Genomic DNA, 14,880 nt, shown 5'->3' with positions numbered 1-14,880 from the left:
CCGATCAGCGCCGACCGGGCCCGATCAGCGGGGCTCCGCCTTGCGCGCCATCTCCGCGAGGTCCCCGAGGACCTTCTCGGGCTGTCCGCCGGGCTGCACGGCCGTGCCGATGTTCTTCTTGACGTCCTCGCTCACGGCCGCCCAGGACTTCTTGCCCACCGGGTAGAGCCGCGCGTTGGGCAGCGCGTGCAGGAAGGTCTTCAGCTCCGCCGAGGAGGCTCCCGTCGCGGCCTCCATCGCCCGGGAGCCGCTGGTGGTGACCGGGAGCAGGTCGTACTTCTCGGTGAAGGCCGTCACGTTGTTCGCCTCGTAAAGGAAGTCCAGGAACTTCCCCGACTGCGTCTGGTGGCCGGTCTTGAAGGCCATCACCCAGTCGGCGACGCCCATCGTCGGGTGGCCGGCCCCGTCGGCGGTCGGCATGGGGGTCATGCCGTACTTCACGCCCTTCGCGGCGGCCTGCTTGAGCAGGGTCGGGTGCCCGTTGAGCATGCCGACCTCGCCGCGCGAGAAGGAGTCGAAGGCGTCCTGGCGGTTGAGCTTGGCCGGTTCGACGGGGCCGGTCAGGCCCGCGCCGACGAGCTTGTCGCGCAGGAACTTCAGGGTGTTGACGTTGTCCGCGGAGTCGATCGAGTAGTTCTCTTCGTTGTCGGCGTAGCCTCCGCCTCCCGCGAGCAGCCACTGCATGGTCTCGGCTTGCGCCTCCTCGCGGCCCAGGGGCAGCGCGAGGGGGGTCGGGACGCCGGCCGCCTTGAGCTTCTTGGCGGCGGCCTCCAGCTCGGCCCAGCTCTTGGGCTGCCAGGGGGTCTTGCCGTCCTTGGGGATGATGCCGGCGTCGGCGAAGAGCTTCTCGTTGTAGAACATCAGCCGGGTGCTGGCCACGAAGGGCAGGCCGTACTGGTTGCGCCTGACCTTGCCCGCGTCGGCGAGCGGCGCGAGGAAGTCGGCTTCGGTGGTGACCGAGAGCAGCTCGTCGGCGGAGTACAGCTTGCCCTCGGCGGCGTAGTCGGCGTAGGCGCCGATCTGGGCTATGTCGGGGGCCTCGCCGGCCTTGACCATCTCGGCGACCTTGGCGTCGACGTCGGTCCAGGAGTAGACGTCGACCTGGACCTTGATGCCGGGGTGCTTCTTCTCGAAGGACGCGGCGAGCTCCTTCCAGTACGGCTTGGAGGAGTTTTCCGGTTTGTCCCCGTAGTCGGCCGCCACGACCTTGAGGGTGACCTCGTTGTCCCCTGCGAGACCCGACACGGCGCCGCAGCCGGTCAGCGTCACGGTGGTCAGGCACAGTACGAGGCCGGACGCGGCGAGGTTCAGCTTTCTGGCCTGGACAGTTCGGGCCTTCACAGTTCTCGTTCCACCCCAGGTTGTTCCGTACGATTCGCGTAAAGGTCTACACCACTTTTGAGCCTGGTCAACATCCGGGACCAAACGTGCACACGGCCTGCACGCGCACGCACGTACGCACGCACGTACAGACGCACGTACGGACGTCGCTCACCGACGAAGGTCCCGAATTTGTATGGCCACTCAACAATCCCTCTCAGTGGACTAGACCTTTGCACTCCAATCACGCGAGACTGTCACCCGTGAAACCCGTGAAACACGTCATCGCCCTCGATGTGGGCGGCACTGGGATGAAGGCCGCCCTCGTCGCCGCCGACGGCACCCTGCTCCACGAGGCGCGCCGCGCCACCGGCCGTGAGCGGGGCGCCGAAGCCGTCGTCGAGACGATCCAGGACTTCGCCGCCGAGCTCCTCGACCTCGGCCGGGAACGCTTCGGCACCGCCGCCTCCGCGGCCGGCGTGGCCGTACCCGGCATCGTCGACGCCGAGAACGGGATCGCCGTCTACGCGGCGAACCTGGGCTGGCGCGACGTCCCCATGCGCGAACTGCTCGGCAGACGCCTCGGCGGCATCCCGGTCGCCCTCGGCCACGACGTCCGCACGGGCGGACTCGCCGAGGGCCGCATCGGCGCGGGCCGCGGCGCCGACCGCTTCCTGTTCGTCCCCCTCGGCACCGGCATCGCCGGAGCCATCGGCATCGCCGGCCGCATCGAGGCCGGCGCGCACGGGTACGCGGGCGAGATCGGCCACATCGTGGTCCGCCCCGGCGGCCCCGCCTGCGGCTGCGGCCAGAGCGGCTGCCTGGAGACCCTCGCCTCCGCCTCCGCCGTCAGCCGCGCCTGGGCGGCCGCCTCCGGCGACCCCGAGGCGGACGCCGCGGACTGCGCCAAGGCCGTGGAGTCCGGCGACGAGCGCGCCCTGGAGGTCTGGCTCGCCGCCATCGGCGCCCTGGCCGACGGGCTGGTCACCGCGATCACCCTGCTGGACCCGCGCACGCTGATCATCGGTGGCGGACTGGCCGAGGCCGGGGAAACCTTGTTCACACCACTACGGACGGCCGTCGAGGAACGCGTGACGTTCCAGCGGCTGCCCCACATCGTTCCGGCGGCCCTCGGGGACACCGCCGGATGCCTGGGTGCAGGGCTGCTCGCCTGGGATCTACTCGCCACGGAGGTACCTGCCTGATGTCCGGAAGCGCACATGTGGGCCGCAGCACCGTTCTCTCCGGCGCCGACGTGGTGCTGCCCACGGGCGTCGTCAAGGGCGGGCGCCTCATCGTCGACGGCGACCGCATCGCCGGCAGCGCCCACGAGGACGCGGCCGTCGTCGACCTGACCGGCCACTGGATCGTTCCCGGCTTCGTCGACATGCACAACCACGGCGGCGGCGGTGCCTCCTTCACCTCCGGCACCGCCGAGGAGGTGCTCAAGGGCGTACGGACCCACCGCGAGCACGGCACCACCACCCTGGTCGCCTCCACCGTCACCGGTGACCTGGACGAGCTCGCCCGCCGCGCCGGACTGCTCGCCGAGCTGACCCAGCAGGGCGACATCGCGGGCATCCACTTCGAGGGCCCCTTCATCAACCCCTGCCGCAAGGGCGCGCACAAGGAAGACCTGCTGCGCGACCCCGACCCGGCCGAGGTCCGCAAGCTGATCGACGCCTCGCACGGCGCCGCCCGCATGTTCACCCTCGCCACCGAGCTCCCCGGCGGCCTGGACTCCGTACGGCTGCTCGCCGAGCACGGGGTCATCGCGGCGATCGGCCACACGGACTCCACCTACGAGCAGACGCTCGAAGCCATCGGGGCGGGCGCGACCGTGGCCACCCACCTCTACAACGCGATGCCGGGCCTGGAGCACCGCGCCCCGGGCCCCATCGCGGCCCTGTTGGAGGACGAGCGGGTCACCGTCGAGCTCATCAACGACGGTGTCCACCTGCACCCCGCCATGCTGGAACTGGCCTTCCACCACGCCGGCGCGCACCGGGTGGCGCTGATCACCGACGCGATGGACGCGGCCGGCTTCGGCGACGGGACCTACCACCTCGGGCCGCTCGAAGTGGAGGTCAAGGAGGGCGTCGCCCGCCTCGTCGAGGGCGGCTCCATCGCGGGCTCCACCCTCACCCTGGACACCGCCTTCAAGCGGTCGGTCACCCTCGACAAGCTCCCCGTCGAGTCCGTGGTCCAGGCGATCTCCGCCAACCCGGCCAAGCTGATCGGGGTCTACGACCGGGTCGGCTCGCTGGAGCCCGGAAAGTACGCGGACCTCGTCGTCCTCGACTCCGCCTTCGACGTCCGCGGCGTCATGCGGCGCGGCGAATGGATCGTCGACCCGGGCGCGGGCAACTGACACGGGCCGGAGACGAGCCGCTACGAGCCGGAAAAGCGGTCGGCCCGGGGTACTGGGCCGACCGCTCCCCCATTTGGCATGATCCCCGCACCACCAAACCCCGGGGCCCGCCATGATCCTGACCGTGACGCTCAACACCGCACTCGACGTCACCTACCGCGTACCGCGCCTGCTCGCGCACGCCTCCCACCGCGTCACCGAGGTCACCGAACGCCCCGGCGGCAAGGGCCTGAACGTGGCCCGCGTGCTCGCCGCGATCGGCCACGAGGTCACCGCGACCGGCTTCGCGGGCGGCCCCACGGGCCACCTCGTACGCGAACGGCTCGCCACCTCCTCCCCCGGCGTCCGCGACGAGCTGGTCCCCTGCGCGGGCACCACCCGGCGCACCCTGGCCGTCGTCGACGAGGCCTCCGGGGACACCACGCAGTTCAACGAACCCGGCCCGCTGATCACCGCCGCCGAGTGGTCCGGGTTCCTCTCCCGCTACGAGGCCCTGCTGACGGGCGGCGCCCGCGCGGTGGCCCTGTGCGGCAGCCTGCCCCCGGGCGTGCCCGTGGGGGCCTACGCCACCCTCGTACGGGCGGCCCGCGCGGCCGGCGTGCCCGTCCTCCTCGACACCAGCGGCGAGGCCCTGCGCCGCGGGGTCGCCGCCCGCCCCGACGTGATCAAACCGAACGCCGCCGAGCTCGCCGAGCTGACCGGGTCCCGCGACCCGCTCCCCGCCACCCGCGACGCCCGCCGCCGCGGGGCCCACGCGGTGGTCACCTCGCTCGGCCCGGCCGGACTCCTCGCCGCCACCGCCCTGGGCACCTGGCGGGCGGCCCCGCCCCGCACCCTGACGGGCAACCCCACCGGCGCCGGCGACTCCGCGGTCGCGGGCCTCCTCTCGGCCCTCACCGAAGGCCTGCCCTGGCCGGACCGCCTGACCCGAGCGGTAGCCCTCTCGGCAGCCACGGTCACGTCCCCCACGGCGGGAGACTTCGACCCCCGCACCTACGAGGAGGTACGGGGGTCGGTCAAGGTCACGGAGGACGCGTAGCTCCGGCCGCTCCCGCAGGCCCGGACGGGCCCCGACCGTGTGGGGACTCAGCGCTTCTCGAGGATGAACTGGTCGATGACCGCCTCGCAGGAGTTGCCCGACTCGCAGGAGATCTTGATGGTGTTCGTGCCCTGCTTGAGGTTCACGTACGAGTAGGTGTTGGTCCAGCCCTTGGCCCAGTCACCCTCGCCGGCCTTCGCGAAGTTCTTCATGTTGATCGCACGGCTCTGCGGTTGGCCGTTGATCGTCAGCGTCATGCTGGCGTCCTTGCCGGGCACGCCGTAGTACATCCGGAACGTGTACTCGGCTGCCTTGGGGACCTCCAGCGTCCAGGTGACGGCGGCACCCTGCTGGGTGAAGCCGCCGACGTACTGGCCGCCCGCGCTCTTGGCGCCCGGCACCGCGCTCTCCAGCGCAGCGCCCCCGCTGATCACCATGCCCGAGCCGCCCGCGTCGCCCTTGGGGAGCGGGGCGTCCACCGGGGCGGAGCCGCTCGGCTGGCCCGACGGGGTGTTCGGGGCGGGGGCCGACGGGCTCTGGCCCGTGTTCGCCGTGTTCTTGTTCTTGTCGGCGTCGTCCTTCTTGCCGAAGATCACCGCCGCGCCGATGCCGATCGCCACCGCGGCGACCACCGCGACGGCCGCGATGAGCATGCCCTTGCGGCTGGAGCCGCCGCCACCGTGGCCGCCGCCGGAGCCCGGCAGTGGGACGGACTGGGTGTACTGCGGGGGCTGCTGCTGCGGCGGAACGCCGTAGCCGCCCGCCTGGAGCGCCTCGGGGGCCTGGTACTGCGCCTGGTAGGCCGGGGGCTGCTGCGGGCCCTGCTGATAGGGAACGGGCCCGCGCTGACCGCGCTGGGGCCGGTCACCGACGGTGCGGACCTGGTTGTACGAGGTCCGGGGCACGCCCGGCTGGCCGCCGGCCGGTCCCGGGTAGCCGTACCCGCCGCCCTGCCCGGGCGGGGTGGCCCCCGCGGCCTGGCCGTCCTCGTAGAGGTAGCCGAACGGGTCGTCATCCTCGGGCTGGTTCGCCCCGTTGTTCGGGCCGTGGTTCGCGGGCGTCGTCATCGCAGGTCACTCCTTTCGACCCCGGGGAGCCTACCCCGAACAGGTGCGCCCACGGGCGGCCCGAGAGTTTACCCGGCCCTGCGGTGCGCCTTCGAACGGGAACGCTTCTCGATGTACATGCGCTGGTCGGCGGAGCGCAGCACCTCGTCGGCCGACATGCCGCAGCTCGCCCAGCCGATGCCGAAACTGGCTCCCACGCGGACCGCGCGGCCGTCGACCCGGATCGGCGGGATGATGGCGTTGCGCAGCCGCACGGCGAGGTCGGCGGCGTCGGCGGCGCCCAGCCCGTCGGCGAGGACGACGAACTCGTCACCACCCAGCCGGGCCACCGTGTCCCCGTCGCGGACACCGGTCGTCAGCCGCCGGGCCACCTCGATCAGGACCGCGTCGCCGGTGTGGTGACCGAACCGGTCGTTGATCGACTTGAACCCGTCGAGGTCGCAGAAGAGCACCGCGAGCCCCTTCGTACCGTCGTCGATGTCCGTCGCCGGCGCGACCGTGTGCACGTGGTGGTCGTACGGGCCCACCGCGGCCGAGCCGCCGCCAGCGCCGCCGGGGAACTCGAAGGGCTCCGGAAAGCCGTCGGGCCGGAACCCGTGCTCGCCGTGCGCTGCGTGCTCGCCGTGCGACCCGTGCCCGCCGGGCCCCTCCACCGAGGGCCGCGTCTCGAAGGCGGCGTCCAGCGCCTCCACGGCGGTGGCGCGCACGGACTGCGGGCGGCGGCAGAGCCGGGCCCCGAGCCGGGAGCGGAGCTCGGCGCTGTTGGGCAGGCCGGTCAGCGAGTCGTGGCTGGCCCGGTGGGCGAGCTGCAGCTCGTGCCGCTTGCGCTCCTCGATGTCCTCGACGTGGGTGAGCAGGAAGCGCGGCCCGTCGGCGGCGTCGGCCACGACGGAGTTGCGCAGCGAGACCCAGACGTACGTACCGTCGCGCCGCCCCAGCCTCAGCTCGGCGCGGCCGCCCTCGGCGGAGGTGCGCAGCAGGGTGCCGATGTCCTCGGGGTGCACGAGGTCGGAGAAGGAGTACCGGCGCAGCACGGAGGCGGGCCGTCCCAGCAGCCGGCACAGCGCGTCGTTGGTGCGCAGCAGGCGGCCGTGCTGGTCGCCGCCCATCTCGGCGATGGCCATGCCGCTCGGCGCGTACTCGAAGGCCTGGCGGAACGACTCTTCACTGGCGCGCAGGGCCTGCTGTTCGCGCTCCAGGCGGACCAGGGCCCGCTGCATGTTGGCGCGGAGCCGTGCGTTGCTGATGGCAATCGCGGCCTGGAAGGCGTACATCTGGAGGGCTTCGCGGCCCCAGGCGCCGGGCCGGCGTCCGTTGCGCGGGCGGTCGACGGAGACCACGCCGAGCAGTTCGCCGCCGGAGGCGTACATGGGGGCGTAGAGCCGGTCCTCGGGGTGCCACTCGTCCTCGAACCGCGGGTCGGGGCCCTCGGTGTGCCACTGCGGGACGTCGTCCTCGACGAGGACCCAGCCCTCGGTGTGCGGGATGAAGCGCAGGCCGTCCCAGTTCTCGCCCATCGTCAGGCGGCGTTCCCAGGAGGCGCGTGAGCCGACGCGGCCGGTGATCAGGGCTTCTGCGGCGGGGTCTCCGGCGAAGGCGGCGACGACCAGATCACCGTCGGGGCGAACGAGGTTGACGCAGGCGAGTTCGTAGCCGAGGCCGAGGACGATGCCGTCGACGACGGTCTGCAGGGTGTCCGCCAGGCTCCGGGCCGTATTGAGCTCGGCCACCACCCGGTGCAGCTGCCGCAGGGTCGCAAGACGGACGTACGGCTCCGACTCGGTCTCCATTGCTCGCTCTCCCCGAGACCTCGACAGCAACTCCAGGTTTGTCATCGGCGCTTCGTTGCGGTGTCCCGTCCACTGAATCACAGTGAGCTGTGCGGCAGGTACACAGGGTCAACAAATCTTGCTCTCTGTGACTCAAGTCACATGAGATGAATAAGAGTGGCCGCCGCCCCGCCCCACTCGGGTTCATTCCAGCCAGTTCGTCCGATCTGTTCCCGGTAGCAAACGATATGCCGGGATCCGCGGCGGTCCGGGGCGGCCTAGGCCGACGGGCGGGGGCGCTGCTCGGACTTCCGCCCGATGCGCCGCGCGAGGGGTGACAGTAGCGTCCCGACCGTGCCCCCTACGACCCCCGTGACACCACTTTCCGTACCCGCACCCCATGCTGAGGGGGTGAGCAACGACGAGTTCCGGGCCGCGATGTCCCGACTGGCGGCGGGCGTGTGCCTGATCACCGCGCAGGAGCCGCCCCTGTCGGCCGGCGGTCCGCGCGGCGAGGACGTCGGCATGACGGCGACCGCCTTCATGTCCGTGTCCCTGGAACCACCGCTGGTCCTCGTCAGCGTGCGCGAGGGCTCCCGGATGGACGACCTGCTGGCCGAGCAGCCGCTGTGGGCGGTATCGGTGCTCGCCGACCACCAGCTCCAGATCGCGAGCCGGTTCTCGATGAAGAACCGCATCAGCGACCGGCTGCTCTTCGCGGACCTGCCCCACACCCGCGGCGGCGTCTCCGGCGCCCCGCTGCTGTCGGGGGCGCTGGCCACCCTGGAGTGCCGTACTGAGAACCGCGTCGAGGCGGGCGACCACACCCTGGTCGTCGGCCACGTCCTCACCGCCGCCCAGCCTGCGCCGGACTCCCCGCCGCTGACGTACTTCCGGGGGCGCTACCGGCACCTGGCGCCCTGAGCCGGGGGCAGTCCCCCGATCCCCGGCCCGGTCCCGGTCGGCCACCCGGCCCTGCGCTACCAGTCCCGCGCGTTGCGGCCCCGCTTGGTCTCGCCGCGGGCCTTCTTCTCGCGCAGTCGCCGCTCGTTGATCCCCCGGGGGATCTTCGTCGCCCGGCGCGCCTTCGGCGGCGGCGCCGTGGCCTCGGCCAGCAGCGCGGCCAGCCGGACCAGCGCCATCTCCCGGTTGCGGAACTGCGAGCGGTGCTCGGAGGCCCGTACCGTCACCACCCCGTCGACCAGCCGGGACGCGAGGCGCTCCAGCGCCCGCTCCTTCCACACGTCGGGCAGCGACTTCGTCGCCGCGACGTCGAAGAGCAGCTCCACGCGCGAGTCCGAGGTGTTCACGTGCTGGCCGCCCGGCCCCGAAGACCGCGAAAAGCGCCAGGCGAGCTCGCCCTCGGGGAGCACGACCGAACCGCGGATGACATAGGGACCAGGCATGCCCCCTATGATCCGTGCCCGCCGGGACCCCGTCACCCGCATTTCCCGGACCGGTACGCCGACCGGTACTGGGACCGGACCACGGACCGGACCACGGACATTTCCCCGAATGCGGAACCTCGCGCCCCCCTCCCCGCGTTATGGAGGTCAGCGGTAACTTGGGCAGCCTCACGGTCGATACGACAAGTGAGACCAAGTGAGACTAGGAAGGGACACCAGTCACCATGGCAGTAAGCCTCTCCAAGGGCGGAAACGTCTCGCTCAGCAAGGAGGCCCCGGGCCTCGCGGCCGTCACGGTCGGCCTCGGCTGGGACACCCGCACGACCACCGGTGTCGACTTCGACCTGGACGCCTCGGCCATCGCGGTCAACGCGCAGGGCAAGGTCGTCTCCGACGGCCACTTCGTCTTCTTCAACAACAAGTCCACCCCGGACCAGACCATCGTCCACACCGGTGACAACCGCACCGGCGAGGGCGCGGGCGACGACGAGGCCATCAACGTCAACCTCGCCGGCCTGCCCGCCGACGTGGACAAGATCGTCTTCCCGGTCTCCATCTACGACGCCGAGACCCGCAGCCAGAACTTCGGCCAGGTCCGCAACGCGTACATCCGCGTCGTGAACCAGGCCGGCGGCACCGAGATCGCCCGCTACGACCTCTCCGAGGACGCGGCGACCGAGACCGCCATGGTCTTCGGCGAGCTCTACCGCAACGGCGCCGAGTGGAAGTTCCGCGCCGTGGGCCAGGGTTACGCCTCCGGCCTGACCGGCATCGCCCAGGACTTCGGCGTCAACGTCTGACCCTGAGCGCCCGCGTCCCAGGACGCGTCTCAGCTGGAGCCCCCTCCCGGCCGTCCGGGGAGGGGGCTTCGCTACCGTTCGGTACGTGATCCTCCTGCCGCTCGCCCCCGTCGAGGACGGTGCCCTGCCGGGCCCGGTCCTCACCGAAATCGCCACGCTCTACGCGACCAACCACGCGTTCTTCGAACTCAGCGGCGATTTCCCCGACCCCGGCCGCATCACGGTCGAGCAGGTCGCCGCCGCCCTCGCCGACGAGCTCTCCCACGAGGGCGCCGAGGTCCTCCTCGCCCGCTCCGCCGGACGCCTCGTAGGCCTGGCCGCCACCCTCGCCCGACACCCGGATCCGGCGTCCGAGGACCCCGATCCGTGGATCGGCCTGCTGCTCATCGACGCCACCGCGCACCGCGAGGGATACGGCCGCACCGTGGCCGCCCTGGTCGAGGACCGCTTCCGCGCCGCGGGACGGTCGGGCGTACGGATCGCCGTGCTCGACGCCAACGAGAAGGCCCTCGCCTTCTGGCAGTCCCAGGGCTACGTCACCCTGCGCCGGGGGGCCGCCGACCGCGAGATGGGCCGCCCCTGCACGGTCCTGCGCAAGGCGCTGTAGGCGGGGCTACGGCGCCGCCGACGCCTTCGCGTCCTTGGGGGCCTTCGGGGCCTTGGGGCGGTCCTTCCCGTACAGCCACACGTCCCAGACCTCCGTGAGGTCACGGCCCGTCTTCTCCTCCGCGTAGGCGGTGAAGTCGGCCGTGCTCGCGTTCCCGTGCCGGTGGTCGGCCGCCCAGCCGCGTACCAGGGCGAAGAACTTCGCGTCGCCGACCTCCTGCCGGACCCGTTGCAGGACCATCGCCCCGCGCCCGTACACCGGGGAAGCGGAGATCTCCTTCGGGTTGCGCGGGGCGGCCGGCGGGAAGGCGCCCCAGTCCGAGCCCGCCTCGCCGTCGACGCGGGTGTCCCCGGCGACGTAGGCGTCGAAGTGCTGCTGCGCGCTCGGGCCGCCGTGGTCCTCGGACCACAGCCACTCGGCGTAGGTGGCGAAGCCCTCGTTGAGCCACATGTCCTTCCAGGACTTCGGCGACACCGAGTCCCCGAACCACTGGTGCGCCAGCTCGTGCAGCACCAGCTCCTCGCTGCCCGGCGCCCCGGGGAACACCGGCCGGGTCTGCGTCTCCAGCGCGTAGCCGAGGCTGTGCGCGGGCAGCACGATCGCGCCCGTCGCGGAGAAGGGGTACGGGCCGAACCGCCCGATGCCCCACTCCACCATCTCGGGCAGCCGCGCGAGCACCGGCTCGCTCGCCGCCGCCTCCCCGGGCGAGACCGCCGTGTAGACGGGGATCCCGGAGGCGGTCCGCCCGGTCGTCACCTCGAACTTCCCGACGGCCACGGTCGCCAGGTAGCTCGCCATCGGCTCCGCGGAGTGCCAGGCGAACGCGGTCCGCCCGTCGCCCTCCTCCGTACGGGAGCGCAGCTCACCGTTGGACACGGCCTCGTACCCCCGGGGGACGGTCACCGTGATGTCGTACGTGGCCTTGTCGCTCGGGTGGTGGTTCCCCGGGAACCAGGCCATCGACCCGACGGGTTCGCCGACGCCCACCGCGCCCTTGCCGCCGGGGGTGACGATCCACCCCTCCTCGGACCCGTCGGGGTCGGTGACGGCCTTGGGCCGGCCGGAGTAGTCGACCTCCGTACGGAAGACCTCCCCCCGCTCCAGGTCCTCGGCGGGGCGCACCGTCAGCTCGTTGCCGGTGCGGTTGAAGCGGGCCCCCTCGCCCTGCACGCTCACGCCCTCCACCTCGAGACCGCTGAGATCGAGGTTGAAGGAGCTGAGCCCCTGCTCGGCACGGGCGGTGATCACGGCGGTGGCGTGCAGCTGCCCGTCCGCCGGGTCGTAGTCGAGGTCCAGGGAGTAGTGCTCGACCTGGTAACCGCCGTTGCCGGCCTTGGGGAAGAACGGGTCGCGCACCCCCGACGCACCCGGCCGCCCCTGCACGGTCTCCCCCGTACAGCCCGTGGTGAGGGCGAGCAGGGCGGCGACGGCAGGGGCGGCCAGGCGGGAGAGAACGCGGTGATCCACGCGTTCGAGACTACGTCCCGCGGCGCTGGTCCTCGCTCCGTGGCGAGGTCGCCCGGCGAGGTTGCCCGGCGAGGTTGCCCGGCGAGTTACTTGGCGAGGGCGTCCACGCCGGCCTTGGCGAACTTCTCGTCCAGGTCACCGCTCGGGGCGCCGGCCACGCCGACACCCGCGACCGGGGCGCCGTCGGCCTGGACGGGGGTGCCGCCGCCGAGGAAGAGGGTGCCGGGGATGTCCTTCAGGTTCGGGGCCTGCGCGAGGCGGCCGGCCAGCACCGAGGTCGGGGCGTTCCAGGACACGGCGGTGTAGGCCTTGCGCTGCGCCGACTCGTAGGACTGCGGGCCCGCGCCGTCGCCGCGGAGCGTGACGATGGTGTTGCCGTTGCGGTCGACGACGGCGACGGTCACCTTCTGGTTCTCCTGCTCGGCGGCGTCCAGCGCGGCCTGGGCGGCGCGGGTGGCGGCGTCGATGGTGAGGTGCGTGGTGGTGGTGAAGTTCTTCTTGTCGCCGTCCTTCTTCGCGACGGCGGCGGGGGCGGCGGCCGGAGCGGAAGCCGGGGCGGCGTTGGCGCTGACCGCGCCGAGGGCTCCCGCGCCGAGGGCGACGGCGACGGCGGTACCGGTGAGAACGCGGGTGCGGGTCTTCATGTCTGCTGCTCCTGTGAACGTCGGCACGGCGGGCTGTCCTGCCGTTGCTCCAAGCCTCTCCCCGCCACCCCCGCCACCCCGTCCCCGTACCGGCTCCGAAGCCGACCCCCACCGGTTGACCCCGGGGTCAACCGATCGGCTGATGCGCGACGGTCCCGACGGCGGCTTACCTAAACCTCCGACCCGCCCCTTCCCACCCCCCGGGGGCCCTTCCCAACCGCCCCGGGGGGCTTCCCCGCCGTCCCGGGGGGCGTCCCAGCCGTCCGGCGCTTGAGGACCGGGGTCCGGGGCGGAGCCCCGAGGGGTCCGGGCGCAGCCCGGTACCCCTTCCCAGCCCGTCCGGCGCTTGAGGACCGGGTCCGGGCAGAGCCCGGGGAACGGGCGAAGGGCGGGTAGGGGACACGCCCCGCGCAGCCGCACCCACCCGCACCACAAGACGACCCGGCACCATGGAACGACCGGCACCACCCCAGGAGCACCCCGTGACCAGCGCGCCCCCACCGCCCCCATCGGCCCCGCCGCCCCCGGCGACCCCGCCGACCACCCCACCCCCCCAAGACACCCGCGCCCTCGCCACGGTCATGCACACCGCGTTCTTCCTCCTCCTCGGCGCCTCCGTGGCCCGCTTCCTCCTCCGCCACCCCGACGAACCCCGCACCCCGTGGATCATCGCCCTCGGCATCACCCTGGCCCTGCTCTACGTGCTCGGCCCCGCCCTCGGCGCCGCCCCCACCGTGCGCCGCCTCCTCTGGCTCGGCCTGGTCGTCGCCGTCTGGGTGGTCCTCGTCGTCCTCGCCCCGAGCTTCGCCTGGTGCGCCGTACCGCTCTTCTACACGGCCCTGCGCACCCTCCCGCCCCGTGCGGCCGTCGTCCTCGTCGCCCTGCTCACCGTGTTCGTCGTGGCGGCGCAGCTCCGCCTCGCCCAGGCCTCGGACCCGGGCGAGCCCTTCGACCCCAACCTCCTCCTCGCCCCGCCCGCCGTCGCCGCCCTCGCCACCGCCGTGTTCATCCACATGGAGCGCCAGGCGGCGGCCCAGCGCACCCTGATCGACGACCTGATCCGCACCCGCCGGGAACTGGCCGCCACCGAACGCCGCGCCGGCACCCTCGCCGAACGCCAGCGCCTCTCGATGGAGATCCACGACACCCTGGCCCAGCACCTGTCCAGCCAGCAGATGCTCCTCCAGGCCGCCGAACGCACCTGGGACACGGACCCTGGCACCGCCCGCGCGCACGTCCGTACCGCCACCGACATCACCGCGCGCGGCCTCGCCGAGGCCCGCCGCCTGGTGCACGACCTCGCGCCGCGCGAGCTCGCCGGCGGCGCCGGCCTCCCGGACGCCCTGCGCGCGCTGGACGCGGGCCCGGACATCGAGGTCCGCTTCCACCTGGAGGGCGCGCCGGTCCCCCTCCCCGACCGCGCGGAGCAGGCGCTGCTGCGCATCGCGCAGGGCGCGCTGGCGAACGTACGGGAGCACGCGGGGGCCCGTACGGCGGCCCTCACCCTCAGCTTCCTGGGAGACCAGGTCGTCCTGGACATAGCCGACGACGGCCACGGCTTCACCCAGCTCCGCGCCGCCGCCGGGGAACGCGGCCACGGCCTGCCCGCGATGCGCGCCCGCGTCCGCCAGCTCGGCGGCACCCTGACCATCGAATCCACCGCGGGCGAGGGCACGGTCCTGTCGGCGTCGATCCCCCTGTCGATCCCCTTGGAGAACACCCCATGACCACGATCCTCCTCTGCGACGACCACGTCGTGGTCCGCGCCGGCCTGCTCGCCCTGCTCGGCAGCGAGCCGGACATCGAGGTGCTCGGCGAGGCGGGCAGCGGCGAGGAGGCGGTCGCGCTCGCGGCCAAACTCCGCCCCGACGTGGTCCTGATGGACCTCCAGCTCGGCGAGGGCATCGACGGCGTGGAAGCCACCCGCCGCATCACGACCGCCTCCGAGAACCCCCCGCACGTCCTGGTCCTGACCACGTACGACACCGACGCGGACATCACCCGGGCCATCGGCGCGGGCGCCACGGGCTACCTCCTGAAGGCGGAACGCCCGGAGGAGCTGTTCGCCGCGATCCACTCCGCCGCCCAGGGCCGCACCACGCTCTCCGCCCCCGTCGCCAGCCGCGTGATGGCCCACATGCGGGGCACCCGGCCCACCCTGACCGACCGTGAGCTCGACATCCTCGGCCAGCTCGCCCGCGGCCTCGGCAACCGCGACATCGCCCGCGCGCTGTTCATCAGCGAGGCCACGGTCAAGACCCACCTGGGCCGCATCTACGACAAGCTCGGCGTCGACACCCGCGCGGGCGCGGTCTCGGTGGCCAAGGAGCAGCGCCTCCTCCCCTGACGGCGTCGTCGCCCCCCCCTCGCCCCCCCTCGCCCCCCCTCGC

General features: G+C 72.7%; 14 protein-coding genes. 8 read left to right on the top strand and 6 right to left on the bottom strand.

Annotated features, from left to right (window positions below; translation table 11 throughout):
* Window positions 1-24: 24 nt before the first annotated feature.
* Window positions 25-1,311, bottom strand: a complete 1,287-nt coding sequence (locus ACE1OC_RS22590) for an extracellular solute-binding protein (RefSeq protein ID WP_407841643.1) — start codon at window positions 1,309-1,311, stop codon at window positions 25-27.
* 320 nt (window positions 1,312-1,631) lie between these two features.
* Between ACE1OC_RS22590 and ACE1OC_RS22585 the strand changes: the two genes are divergently transcribed.
* The 3 genes from ACE1OC_RS22585 to ACE1OC_RS22575 all read left to right on the top strand — a co-directional run bounded on the left by ACE1OC_RS22585 (window position 1,632) and on the right by ACE1OC_RS22575 (window position 4,730).
* Window positions 1,632-2,525 carry an ROK family protein gene (locus ACE1OC_RS22585; protein ID WP_407841642.1) on the top strand — a complete coding sequence of 298 codons (894 nt, stop codon included), beginning with the start codon at window positions 1,632-1,634 and terminating at the stop codon, window positions 2,523-2,525.
* Entirely contained in the window at window positions 2,525-3,691 is a 1,167-nt protein-coding gene (gene nagA, locus ACE1OC_RS22580; protein ID WP_407838518.1) for an N-acetylglucosamine-6-phosphate deacetylase, read from the top strand. Before ACE1OC_RS22585 ends, nagA begins: the two co-directional genes overlap by 1 nt.
* Before the next feature lie 112 nt (window positions 3,692-3,803).
* Window positions 3,804-4,730 carry a 1-phosphofructokinase family hexose kinase gene (locus tag ACE1OC_RS22575; RefSeq protein ID WP_407838517.1) on the top strand — a complete coding sequence of 309 codons (927 nt, stop codon included), beginning with the start codon at window positions 3,804-3,806 and terminating at the stop codon, window positions 4,728-4,730.
* A 47-nt stretch (window positions 4,731-4,777) separates the two neighbouring features.
* On the opposite strand, the gene ACE1OC_RS22570 is transcribed toward ACE1OC_RS22575, so the two are convergent.
* Complete coding sequence (locus ACE1OC_RS22570; protein ID WP_407838516.1) at window positions 4,778-5,797, bottom strand: carbohydrate-binding protein; 1,020 nt, start codon at window positions 5,795-5,797, stop codon at window positions 4,778-4,780.
* A 68-nt stretch (window positions 5,798-5,865) separates the two neighbouring features.
* Complete coding sequence (cdgB, locus tag ACE1OC_RS22565; RefSeq protein WP_407838515.1) at window positions 5,866-7,587, bottom strand: diguanylate cyclase CdgB; 1,722 nt, start codon at window positions 7,585-7,587, stop codon at window positions 5,866-5,868.
* Window positions 7,588-7,884: 297 nt separating this feature from the next.
* Between cdgB and ACE1OC_RS22560 the strand changes: the two genes are divergently transcribed.
* The gene (locus tag ACE1OC_RS22560; protein ID WP_407838514.1) at window positions 7,885-8,490 is read left to right on the top strand and encodes a flavin reductase family protein; all 606 of its coding nucleotides are present in this window, start codon (window positions 7,885-7,887) and stop codon (window positions 8,488-8,490) included.
* Between the two features lie 56 nt (window positions 8,491-8,546).
* Here the strand turns inward: ACE1OC_RS22560 and arfB are convergent, their stop codons facing one another.
* Window positions 8,547-8,972 (bottom strand): alternative ribosome rescue aminoacyl-tRNA hydrolase ArfB, encoded by a 426-nt coding sequence (gene arfB / locus ACE1OC_RS22555; RefSeq protein ID WP_250744548.1) that lies wholly within the window; start codon window positions 8,970-8,972, stop codon window positions 8,547-8,549.
* 224 nt (window positions 8,973-9,196) lie between these two features.
* On the opposite strand from arfB, the gene ACE1OC_RS22550 reads away from it, so the two are divergent.
* Both ACE1OC_RS22550 and ACE1OC_RS22545 read left to right on the top strand, forming a co-directional pair.
* The gene (locus tag ACE1OC_RS22550; RefSeq protein WP_356508417.1) at window positions 9,197-9,772 is read left to right on the top strand and encodes a TerD family protein; all 576 of its coding nucleotides are present in this window, start codon (window positions 9,197-9,199) and stop codon (window positions 9,770-9,772) included.
* 85 nt (window positions 9,773-9,857) lie between these two features.
* On the top strand, window positions 9,858-10,379 hold the full coding sequence (locus ACE1OC_RS22545; protein WP_407838513.1) for a GNAT family N-acetyltransferase: 522 nt from the start codon (window positions 9,858-9,860) through the stop codon (window positions 10,377-10,379).
* A gap of 6 nt (window positions 10,380-10,385) precedes the next feature.
* On the opposite strand, the gene ACE1OC_RS22540 is transcribed toward ACE1OC_RS22545, so the two are convergent.
* Entirely contained in the window at window positions 10,386-11,846 is a 1,461-nt protein-coding gene (locus ACE1OC_RS22540) for a M1 family metallopeptidase (protein ID WP_407838512.1), read from the bottom strand.
* Window positions 11,847-11,932: 86 nt separating this feature from the next.
* A complete protein-coding gene (locus ACE1OC_RS22535; protein ID WP_407838511.1) occupies window positions 11,933-12,490 on the bottom strand; it encodes a GlcG/HbpS family heme-binding protein in 558 nt (185 codons plus the stop codon).
* A gap of 581 nt (window positions 12,491-13,071) precedes the next feature.
* On the opposite strand from ACE1OC_RS22535, the gene ACE1OC_RS22530 reads away from it, so the two are divergent.
* Both ACE1OC_RS22530 and ACE1OC_RS22525 read left to right on the top strand, forming a co-directional pair.
* The gene (locus ACE1OC_RS22530) at window positions 13,072-14,217 is read left to right on the top strand and encodes a sensor histidine kinase (RefSeq protein ID WP_407841641.1); all 1,146 of its coding nucleotides are present in this window, start codon (window positions 13,072-13,074) and stop codon (window positions 14,215-14,217) included.
* Window positions 14,214-14,837, top strand: a complete 624-nt coding sequence (locus ACE1OC_RS22525) for a response regulator (RefSeq protein ID WP_274548300.1) — start codon at window positions 14,214-14,216, stop codon at window positions 14,835-14,837. The genes ACE1OC_RS22530 and ACE1OC_RS22525 overlap by 4 nt, the downstream gene beginning before the upstream one ends.
* Window positions 14,838-14,880: the final 43 nt, after the last annotated feature.

Source organism: Streptomyces stoeckheimensis (genome assembly GCF_045822005.1).
In the GTDB taxonomy this organism is placed as follows: Bacteria; Actinomycetota; Actinomycetes; order Streptomycetales; family Streptomycetaceae; genus Streptomyces; species Streptomyces stoeckheimensis.
Note: the sequence above shows the minus strand (reverse complement) of the source record. Positions and strands in the feature narration are given on the sequence as shown.